The sequence below is a fragment of the Megasphaera sp. AF13-6AC genome, assembly GCF_027685385.1.
Classification (GTDB): Bacteria; Bacillota; Negativicutes; order Veillonellales; family Megasphaeraceae; genus Megasphaera; species Megasphaera micronuciformis.
In genome coordinates, this window is record NZ_JAQCUN010000024.1 from 1 (window position 1) to 10,915 (window position 10,915).

Genomic DNA, 10,915 nt, shown 5'->3' on the forward strand with positions numbered 1-10,915 from the left:
TAAGGTGGAAGCAGGCGACCTCTTATGTACCCTATACGGGGGTGAGGGGGCCGATACGTCTGCATATGAAGAACGGGTACGTGTGGCCTTTCAGATAGAAGAAACAGAGCCTACTGAAAAAGAATCGGTTGTTGCCGATATAATAGACGGGTAAACGGGAGTAGTTATGGCGGAAAAATTTAAAGTTCCTGTAGAAAAGGGAAAAACATATACTATCGATATTTTGCGTCTCGGGTCAAACGGTGAGGGCGTGGGACGAGTGGAAAACTTTACGGTCTTTGTAGACGGAGCCTTGCCGGGAGAAACGGTGACGGCACGGATTACCTTTGTAAAGAAACAATATGCGACGGGGCGTTTAGAGAAGGTGCAAAAGCCGTCGGAACACAGGGTAAAACCGCCTTGCAGTGTTTATGCCGAATGTGGCGGCTGTCAGTTACAGCATCTGTCGTACGAAGGACAATTGGCGGAAAAACGGCAACAAGTACAGGATGCGGTTGAACGGATCGGCAAGTTAAAAGATATTCCCGTCTTGCCGACACTGGGAGCCGATGACCCGTGGGCCTATCGCAATAAGATGCAGCTACCTGCGGGGGGCGATAAAAAAAGCCTTCACATCGGCTGTTTTGCCGAAAAATCGCATCGCATTATCGACATTGATGCCTGTCCCATTCAAAAAGGGGGCAATAACGAAATTATTCCCGTCGTTCGGCAGTGGATGAAGGAATATAAAATTCCCGCCTATGACGAAGACAAAGGGACGGGAATTGTCCGTCATATTATGGGGAGAACCGGTGTTCATTCGGGTGAGATCATGGTTTGTATTGTCACGGCCGTACCCATGGTGCCGCATATGAAAGAACTTGTGCAAATGTTGCGCAAAGATGTGCCGGGGCTGACGAGCGTCATTCAGAACATTAATTCTCGCCATACGAATGTCATCTTGGGAAATAAGACGAAGGTCATTTACGGAAGTCCGACTATTTCCGACTCCATCGGTGACTTGAGTTTCAGAATATCGGCTCAATCCTTCTTTCAGGTAAACAGCGAACAGGCCCAAAAACTCTACGATACGGCTCTGTCCTATGCGGATCTTAAAGGAAACGAAACGGTAGTGGACGTATATTGCGGCACAGGAACCATTACCCTATTTTTAGCCAAAAGAGCCAAGTTTGCCTACGGTATTGAAATCGTCGAACCGGCCATTCGAGATGCCGTAAAAAACGCAAAGGACAACGGCGTGAAGAACGCTCATTTTATGTGCGGCGATGCGGCGTATAAACTTCCCGAACTCTTGAGAAGCGGTGTAAAACCCGATGTCATCGTCATCGATCCCCCCCGAGCGGGTTGTGAGGAAAAAGTTCTGAACGCCATTGCAAGCGTCAAACCGAAACGCGTCGTCTACGTGTCGTGCAACCCGGCGACCTTGGCAAGAGACCTGGCATACATGAAAACGAGAGGCTACGAAACACAAAAAGTTCAACCCGTCGACATGTTCCCCCAAACCCATCATGTGGAGTGCGTTGTATTGATGTCAAGGGTGAAGGACTAAACTGTATAAAAAAGCCTTGAAATCAAGGGATTCCGAAGTACTGCCCCAGTTTGGGCAAATGATCGGAATTCCTTTTTTAGGCCGATTGACAACAGTTCTGACCACTGGGAAATAGAGGGTTGTAACTACAGAACTGTTTTTTGCCGCATTGAGACTACAGAACTATTGTCATAGATGGTTTTGGAGATATTGAGACTATAGAACTGTTGTCAGGTATCCGGGGATTTTCTGCGGGCGGATATAGGGGAAATAAAATATACCAAATTAAATCCATCGTCTTAAATAATGGGGAATTTTCTGGTATACTGGGAAAGAACTAATACAAATTAAATCCCTATAATAAAGGAGTGGACATAAATGGCGAAACAGATACATGTCAGACTGGATGATGCAGTCTATGAGGCTATTTCCAAATATAACGATGATACTAATATTTCAATGCAGGATGCGGTTTCTACAGCACTTATGCAGTTCCTGACACGCGAAATGAGGGATGTTCAGCCAGAAGCTGATTTTACTTTTATTGACCTTTTTGCGGGAATAGGAGGCATGAGACTTGCTTATGAGCAGGCTGGAGGTCATTGCGTGTACTCCAACGAGTGGAACAAGTACAGTCAGCAGACTTATTTTGCAAACTTCGGAGAACAGCCGGATGGCGATATTACTAAAGTGGACGAAAACAGTATACCTGATCATGACATTCTTGTTGCAGGCTTCCCCTGCCAGCCTTTCTCAATTGCCGGCGTATCAAAGAAGCAAAGTCTTGGAAGAGCGACCGGGTTTGAGGATAAGACCCAGGGAACCCTTTTCTTTGATATTTGTCGGATTCTTAAGGCCAAGAGACCTAAAGCGTTTATGCTGGAGAACGTGAAGAACCTTAAAGGCCATGACAGGGGCAGAACATTCAAAGTTATTACCGAAGCCCTTGAAGAATTGGACTATGAAGTATTCCATGCCGTACTTGATGGGCAGAACTATGTTCCACAGCACAGGGAACGTATTTTGATTGTAGGTTTTGACAGGAAGAGATATGGAAGAAATATTGGCTTCCGCTTTAGCATTGCACCTGTTAATCCAAAGCCTGCAATAAAAGCAATTCTTGAAACAAAAGTAGACGACAAATACACACTGACAGATAAACTTTGGATATATCTTCAGAATTATGCGGCAAAACACCGTGCTGCAGGCAACGGATTTGGTTACGGCATCGCTGATCCAAACGGTGTGTCAAGAACATTATCCGCCCGCTATTATAAGGATGGATCAGAGATCCTGATTGAGCAGAGAGGAAAAAACCCAAGAAGACTGACTCCGCGGGAGTGTGCAAGACTCCAGGGATTTCCGGATGATTTTATTATTCCGGTTTCTGATACGCAGGCGTATAAACAGTTTGGAAATTCTGTTGTCGTCCCGTTGATGGCTAATGTCGCACAGATTGTTGTGGATAAAATGAAGGAACTTGATGCTGAAAAGAAGAAGAAAAAACAACAGGATCAGAGGGCTGCACTCATTTACGAAACTGATGAAACCAATGGAAGAAAAGTGGCGGTGATGGCATGAATAACGAAATTACGACAAAAGCAATCGGTGCTGTGCTGAGCGGCGGTCCTTCATACTGCAAGTTCCTTTCAGCAAATGACAGTGGTGAGACAGGCGGTCATCAGTCTGGGATTTTGATTTCAAAATCCGCTAAGGCCATGCTCTGGACGGATGATGAAATGCGGGAAAATCATATTCTTAAGAAATATGGTCGGATTCGCTGGCAGGAAGATTACGTTACAGACTGTACTTTTACCTGGTATGAAAGTAAAAACGAACTGAGAATAACGGGTTTTGGAAGAGGAAAATCGCCGCTTTCAGCAGAGTTCACTGGAGCCCTTTTTGTCATGGTGAAGGATTCAGAAGAAGATTATCGCGGGTATATTCTGAATACAGATGATGACATTGAGCAGTTCCTTGATGCGTTTGGCTTAACTCCTGCAGAGACAAACAGGCCAATAGAGATTAATCGAGTAAGCCCTGAAATTCGGGAAAAACAGGCTATAGATTCGTTTATTGAAACACTGAAGGTGGACTTTCCTGCATCAGCAGAAATGTCACAGGCAGCAAGAATCATCCAGAATCAGGTGTATTTGAATCAAATGCTCGCGGTAAAAGATCCTGACTCCATTCTTCTGCGATGGACGGATCAGGAATATACACTCTTCCGGGCTATTGAACATGCGAGGTATGGGGATGTCGTAGCCGGTGGGTTTGCCTCGGTTGATGATTTTGTTATCATGGCAAACCGGGTGTTGAACCGGCGAAAAAGCCGTGCCGGAAAGAGCCTCGAGCATCATCTCTCTGCAATTTTTGATGAGAACAGAATACAATATGCAGCACAGGCTGTTACAGAGGGAAATAAAAAGCCGGACTTTCTATTCCCGTCAGAGGAAGCATATCATGATATGACGTTTGAAATTGAGAAACTCTGCACACTGGCAGCCAAAACTACCTGTAAGGACAGATGGCGACAAATACTTAATGAGGCAGACAGACTTCGCGATGAGAGTAAATATCTTTGTACTATGCAACAGGGTATATCGGCGGCGCAGATGGATGAAATGCAGGCTGAGAAAGTAATTCTTGTTGTTCCAAAAGCTTATCATTCAGCATATCCGAAGGAAAAGCGGGATCGCATATGGACTCTTGGTAGGTTTGTGAATTATGTGAGGGAAATGGAAGGTATCATCTGATGGCGGATATCAAATCCCATGAAGAACGGAGTCTTAACATGGCGAGAATTCGCAGTAAAGACACAAAACCGGAAATCTGGCTACGAAAGAAGCTGTTTGCAAAGGGATATCGATACCGGAAGAATGTGAAAAATGTGCAGGGACATCCGGATGCATGGCTTGCAAGATATAATACGTCACTCTTTGTTCACGGTTGTTTCTGGCATAGGCATAAGGGGTGTAGATATGCATACATGCCAAAAAGCAGAATTGAATTTTGGACAGACAAGTTTCAGAAAAATGTAGAGAGGGATCAGACGGTCAGAACCGAACTTGAAGCTGCTGGAATTAAAACGTTGATCATTTGGGAATGCACGATAAAACAGATGATGAGGCAGGAACAATACTCTGATGAGGTGCTGAATCAGATAGAAGATTTTTTACGATCAGAAGAAAAAATTAAAGAGATATAAACAGATATTATCATTATAAGCTGAGACATTTTGTTTCGGCTTTTATTGTGTGAAGAATCACAAAATCATAACGCTACGATTAAAAATGATAACGATCCGAAAACCGTTAAAACGCTCCGATAATATTTACAACGCTCCGATTTTATGATATTATCACCTCGGCCGAAAGGAGGCCTCTATGTACTATACTGAGATTGCCAAAATCATAGAAGCCGGCTTGAGAAAAGATCCAACGAAAGTGGCAAGCTATTCACGTCTTCTTGCAAAAAAGTTAAGCGGCGATGGAGAAGCGCGTGCGAGTAGCAGAATTTTATCCGTACTGGAAAAGATGGGAAATGGCCATACTGCTATGGATGCATTGACAGCCATGCCGGTGGATCAGGAAAGCCGACTCGATATTGCAGATATTGATTACGCCCCCGGTGTCGATAATCTAATTTTAAGTGACTCTGCACAGAGCATGCTAAATGATTTCAGAGATACAATCCAAAATAAAAGCAAGATGATATCTCTTGGACTTGAGTTTCGTAGCACTCTATTGCTATATGGTCCTCCGGGATGTGGAAAAACGAGTGCGGCAAAGTATCTTGCCGCGGAACTGAAATTGCCGCTCGTTACTGCGAGATTCGATACTCTAATATCTTCTCTTTTAGGAAATACTGCGAAGAACATACACCGTATTTTTGATTTTGCGAAAAAACAACCCTGCATTTTATTCCTTGATGAATTTGATGCTATTGCAAAGGCAAGGGATGATGCTCATGAACTTGGTGAACTAAAGAGAGTTGTTAATAGCCTGCTTCAAAATATTGACGACTTTTCGCAGGATGGTATTTTGATTGCTGCTACAAATCACGCTCAAATGTTAGATTCCGCTGTTTGGAGAAGATTTCAGGCTGTTATTGAACTTCCTAAACCTGGAAATGTAGAGATACGTAAATTTATAGATCAGTTCCCTAAGGTCGCCGATGAAAGTGGCATCAATGAACCACAATGGAGAACTATTACGGACTCCATGGAAAATCTGGCGTATTCAGATATAAAAGATATTGTTCAAAATGTATTAAAAAAAGCTGTTCTTAAAGATAAAACAGAGATTGAATGTGCTGATTATCTGGTTGAAGTTTTTCTTTTTAAGAGGCACGGGAATTATAATCAGGAGGAAGCGGTTAAGTTTTTATATGACAACGGTGTCGCACAAAAGCAGATCGCAAGATATTACTCCATATCCGAAAGACAAGTTAGAAATTTTCTGGGGAAGGGAGTGAATAAATAATGGATAAGCTATTGCCAATCAAATTTTTTGAGAAGAGAAAAATTGACGAGCAACTTACAGAAGCCGGTGGTAATAATGAGCCTCCCAAGTGGGTCTTGAAAGATGGGGAACTCGCTGCTCACTCTCAGCATCTTACAATCGGTCTATCAAAGGTTGCCGCCAATTTCGAGATACATAAAAATGAGGAACATGCACTTCCAATGGTTATGACCACAGCCGTAACCGAGGAAGCTCTCGCAAAGACTCATAGAAAAGCTATCGTTGATCTTCTCAATAGTGACAGCAACGCCAACGTTATAGGTATTGAGCCTGATAGAAAGCTGAAATCAGAAACCGCAGCTGTTGATTCATCCCGTATGGAGCCCAAGAAGGAAGAACCAAAAGAAACAAGAAGGCTACTATCCATTGTAGCAACGGACGAACTGATTTCAAATATCAACAGGGCCTTGCAGGATACGAAAGGCTCTGCAAAGATCATTTCTTCGATTGCTGATATCGAGCCGTTTGAAGCGTGGAGTGGTGATTATAATCCGGAAAACAAAGCCTATCGTGTGGTACTGATTAATTATCAGGATGCTCACAGGAATCAGTTAGCCCAGACGTTGTTTAAGAATCAATGTGCTGCACATGGAATTACAATCGACAGAGAAACACGGTATTCATCTGACATGAGACTATATAGGGTTAGTCTTGATTGTCTGGAAGAAATGGAGACCGTTCGTAATTTTGAGGGTGTCCAATCTATTGAAGAAGCGATACCAATTCGTGCGGATCTGAATTCATTTGATGCTATGTCCGTTCCTGCGGTAAAACATCCTGTTGAAGGGAAAAAATATCCTGTTGTTGGTGTCCTTGACAGCGGCATTCAGAAAAACGGATATCTTTCCCCCTGGCTTCTTAGTCAGTCTGAAGAATATTACGAAGCGAGTCTGCAGGACAAAAGCCACGGTTCAATAGTTGCTTCTATTTTGGAATATAGCGATGAGTTAAATAATACGGATTATTCTTCTACAGATGGGGTGATGATGCTTGAGGCTGTAATCGCTCCTAATCTAAAGAAAGAGAATGTGTATCCTGAAGATTTGATAGACAATGTCCGTGACGCAATCGAGCGTCACCCGGATATAAAGATTTGGACGATGTCTGCGGGAACAACTGAAGAATGCGATACCAATTCTTTCTCAGAATACGGTATGGCACTGGACAACATAGAAGATGAAAACCATGTGCTGATCATTAAATCGGTTGGAAACAGTACGGCTTTTATGAATGGAGGCACTGAGAGGATTGCCAAAATGGCGGACTCAGTGCGGTCTATCATTGTTGGGTCTATTGCAAATGCGAAAGGTAAATACGATTTTGCAGAAATTGATATGCCTTCTCCGTTCAGCAGAAAAGGCCCTGGACCCTCATATATCATAAAGCCAGACCTTGTTGCTTATGGTGGTAACGCCGGTAAGCTCCCTGATGGCAGAATGACAACAACTGGAGTTAAGGCATTCGATGCTTCCGGTATTCCAACAAATGCGCTAGGCACCAGTTTTTCCACGCCTTGGGTAGCACGGATTGCTGCGGAATTAGATTTCCTTTTGGATGGCGATTTTGATCCACTGCTAATAAAAGCCCTTATGATCCATAATTCCGTATATCCTGCCGGAGATAAGATGACAATGGACGATAAGAAGAAATACATGGGTTTCGGTATGCCCAAGGGGACGGGAGATATACTTTATAATTCGGAAAATGAGATAACGCTTGTTCTGAGGGACACTCTACAAAAGGGAATGTTTATTGATGTTCTCGATTTTCCATTTGCTGATAGCCTGATTGGATCTGATGGCCGATATCATGGACAGATAACCGTCACAATGGTAAGCGCACCAATTTTGAGATCATCTGAGGCTGCAGAATATTGCCAGTCGAATATCAACGTTGCCTTTGGAACAATGGAAGATATACAGGAGAGAGATACAACTAAGCGAACCGTTAGAAATCCTTATGGTGCTAAGGATGCAAAAAATATTATTCAAGACAGCCTTTACAGTAGCAAAGTTTTTGATGTGTTGGAAGGAGAGGTTTTCGGTAGAGAACGCACCCTTCTGAAACTTGGACAGAAGTACTATCCCGTAAAGAAATATGCAGTTAATCTGGATGAGATGACGGAAGCCAACCGCAGAAATTATCTGGATGGCAGCAGGAAATGGTACATGAAGGTTGAGGGTCTTTTCAGAGATGCGGTCGAGCGAGAGGCAAGAGATACCGGAGAAGTGCTTGAGCAGGAATTTTGTATCCTTCTGACTATCCGAGATCCAGAAGGAAAGGCTCCTGTTTATAATGAGGTTACACAGCAATTGCAGCAGAGAGGTTTCGTTTATTCGAATGTACGTCTCAAGAATGAAGTCAGAGAACATGTTCACATTGAGGAGGACAGCATAGGGTGATATCCAAGCAGCGGGAAGCATATCGCGTAACGAACTCGGAATGTGATAAAGTCAATTACGAACTTACCGAGTCTGAGGTTCTGAATCTTTATTATTCAGAGCCTCGGCTTGCTGTGCTTATGGATCTTGATGTCATCCGCTTGATAGACCTTAAGGCTTACGCTCCGTATCACCATCCTTTCGCTGTTTCTGTTCTATTCTGTGAAATCAATAAGATGCAGGATCTTGTTCCGAATCCGGCAGTTGCAATGCAAAAGCTCAGGGACAACGACCTTCTTGATACGGTTATTGAACTCGCCGGTCAGTGTTTGAATATGGGCTTTGAAATTGCACTTGATGATGCAAGTCAGAACAACAAGGTGTTTAGCCCTCCGAACTGGACTAAGGCAAAAGCCTCCTTACGGGATATCCGCACTGCCGTAAAGCAGTACCTGATGACCGTGAGAATGACACCCGGTGGGAAGGATATACTCGACAAGCTGAATACGGGTCTCAAAATGTCGAATGATGATTTTGAATCTCGCTGGAGTGCAGACTAAACCTATTAGGGTTTCCTTGCAAAAATTTTCGAGTAAGATTAATTCGCAAAAATTACAAGGCCTCTTATGAAACATCAAATAAAAAGGAAAGGTCGTGAATAAACGAGCAGAATACTATGCCCGGAATGCGGGACAAAAATATCAGATAAAGCTACGAAGTGCCTGCATTGTGGATTTCAAAGTGCCGATCCAAAGAGGCCAATCAGTGAGCAGGACAAATATGAGATGGTTCCGATCTTCGAATATGATATTGAAGAGTGGCAGCCGAATCGCGGAGAACTAAGCATTATCTCATATGAAGATAATAGAAGTCTTATTCAGTATTTTGGTAAGTGGGAAAATATCAAGGTAAAGCTTCCTGCAATTGCAGAAGTAATAGGAGCTATGTCAGGCAAGGATCACATCATGGTTGCTAAGATGGATTCCTATGTGAAGGATCTAATAGATAAGGGAATCTATCGATTCACCATTGATAAGCAGGGAGAAATACTACCAACAATTCGTGACGCAGATGGATTTGTTAAACAGATGAGACTTAAGGACATGGCTTTGACACCTAATCTCACACAGTCCTTAAACAACTTATCGACGTACGCGGTAATGGCGCAGATTCTTGATGAAATAGAATATGTCGGTGATGCAATAAGAGAAATCCACGTAGAGCTACAGAATGATCGTCTTGCTATGGCAGAAGGAGCAAGGGATAAACTAATGCAGGCAAGGCTGATTCAGGATGCAAAGCTGAGAGAAGCGGCTATGCTGGATGTTATACATAGTGTGACAGATGCAAAGCGAGTATTGATGCGGAACTTTTCTCAGAATATGTATCATATCACCGAACATTCCCAGAAGTCTGATTTTCAAATGATGCTTGATTTCAAAGGAGAAAAAGACGTCAGCAGGAAGGCGATTGACGCATTTCAGGCACTTGTTTACATTACTAACTCTGTGCAGACCGAGTGTGAAGGATACGCAATGTTGGGAGAATATGAACCGTGCAAGGAATGCTTAGAGGAATTCAAATCCTTCATAGTGGAAAATAAACTTAATGAGCGAGACACATTATTGTTACTCAACGAGAATTCTTCTCAGAAGCGGATCGAAGTAGTTGATCAGTTTACCGATATTGCAGCGAGGATTACAGCCTTTGATCCGAAGGCAAAAATTGAGTATTCAGTACATAATCTGTTGACCGCAGAAACAGAACATACCGGAGGTGATTCTGATGAGCAATAATAAAGATCTAGAAATTCGTTACTGCAAGAAGTGCGGATGCGAACTTGTAAGCACGAATAAGCACAAGTTATGTGATAATTGCAGACGCGAAAGGAATGCAAATATTAGAAATGGCGTATTAGGTGCAGTGGGCACGGTCGTGCTATTTATTGTTACCAAGGGAAAGCATGGTGGTGGAGGAAATAAAGCCTGAGTGAGTTGAGGCGATGAGCTTTCAGACTTATTCCCTCAGAGCGAAGTCTTGAAGCGGTCGGCGAATCTGTGTGTTTGCGTATAATAAGTAGGAGCAAGGTCTTTGATCTGTTTCCGAGAACGCACAAGGGTAAAAATCGGTGTGTTTTACAAAAAAACACACTTTGATAAATTTCCGCGAACGAACGCGAATTTGGCTACACACTCGACATCAAGATGAAGCAATCGAGCCATATTGAGGCAGTCGCCTTGCTGGTAAGGAAGCGATAGCGACCGCAACAGCAACCGGGACTTGAGTCAGTTGTCTTGCCGGTGAGGGAACGAAGTGACTGAAGCGGCAATGAAACTAACCATATCAAGACAACCCACGAACTTGAACTGAAGGTGAAAAGTGAGTGGTAGTTGTCTACGATTACCATGTCAGGAAAGCCCACGAGTCAGAGCCGTAGGCGATAGAGGAGTGGATGCTTTCTACGACTGAGGCAGTCGCCTTGC

Annotated in this window: 8 protein-coding genes; all 8 read left to right on the plus strand. The window is 43.3% G+C overall.

Annotation, left to right across the window (positions count from 1 at the left end):
* The first annotated feature begins 166 nt into the window (after nt 1-166).
* The 8 genes from rlmD (at nt 167) to PGX78_RS02645 (ending at nt 10,228) form a co-directional block, all read left to right on the plus strand.
* The gene (rlmD, locus tag PGX78_RS02610) at nt 167-1,549 is read left to right on the plus strand and encodes a 23S rRNA (uracil(1939)-C(5))-methyltransferase RlmD (RefSeq protein WP_270445272.1); all 1,383 of its coding nucleotides are present in this window, start codon (nt 167-169) and stop codon (nt 1,547-1,549) included.
* A 357-nt stretch (nt 1,550-1,906) separates the two neighbouring features.
* Nucleotides 1,907-3,109 (plus strand): DNA (cytosine-5-)-methyltransferase, encoded by a 1,203-nt coding sequence (dcm, locus tag PGX78_RS02615; protein ID WP_270445273.1) that lies wholly within the window; start codon nt 1,907-1,909, stop codon nt 3,107-3,109.
* Complete coding sequence (locus PGX78_RS02620; RefSeq protein ID WP_270445274.1) at nt 3,106-4,284, plus strand: type II restriction endonuclease; 1,179 nt, start codon at nt 3,106-3,108, stop codon at nt 4,282-4,284. Before dcm ends, PGX78_RS02620 begins: the two co-directional genes overlap by 4 nt.
* Nucleotides 4,284-4,736 carry a very short patch repair endonuclease gene (locus PGX78_RS02625; RefSeq protein ID WP_270445275.1) on the plus strand — a complete coding sequence of 151 codons (453 nt, stop codon included), beginning with the start codon at nt 4,284-4,286 and terminating at the stop codon, nt 4,734-4,736. The genes PGX78_RS02620 and PGX78_RS02625 overlap by 1 nt, the downstream gene beginning before the upstream one ends.
* Nucleotides 4,737-4,914: 178 nt before the next feature.
* On the plus strand, nt 4,915-6,012 hold the full coding sequence (locus PGX78_RS02630; protein WP_270445276.1) for an AAA family ATPase: 1,098 nt from the start codon (nt 4,915-4,917) through the stop codon (nt 6,010-6,012).
* Entirely contained in the window at nt 6,012-8,453 is a 2,442-nt protein-coding gene (locus PGX78_RS02635; RefSeq protein ID WP_270445277.1) for a S8 family peptidase, read from the plus strand. The genes PGX78_RS02630 and PGX78_RS02635 overlap by 1 nt, the downstream gene beginning before the upstream one ends.
* Complete coding sequence (locus PGX78_RS02640; RefSeq protein WP_270445278.1) at nt 8,450-8,992, plus strand: hypothetical protein; 543 nt, start codon at nt 8,450-8,452, stop codon at nt 8,990-8,992. Before PGX78_RS02635 ends, PGX78_RS02640 begins: the two co-directional genes overlap by 4 nt.
* Before the next feature lie 225 nt (nt 8,993-9,217).
* Nucleotides 9,218-10,228: a hypothetical protein gene (locus PGX78_RS02645; protein ID WP_270445279.1), complete on the plus strand. Its 1,011-nt coding sequence runs from the start codon at nt 9,218-9,220 to the stop codon at nt 10,226-10,228.
* Nucleotides 10,229-10,915: the final 687 nt, after the last annotated feature.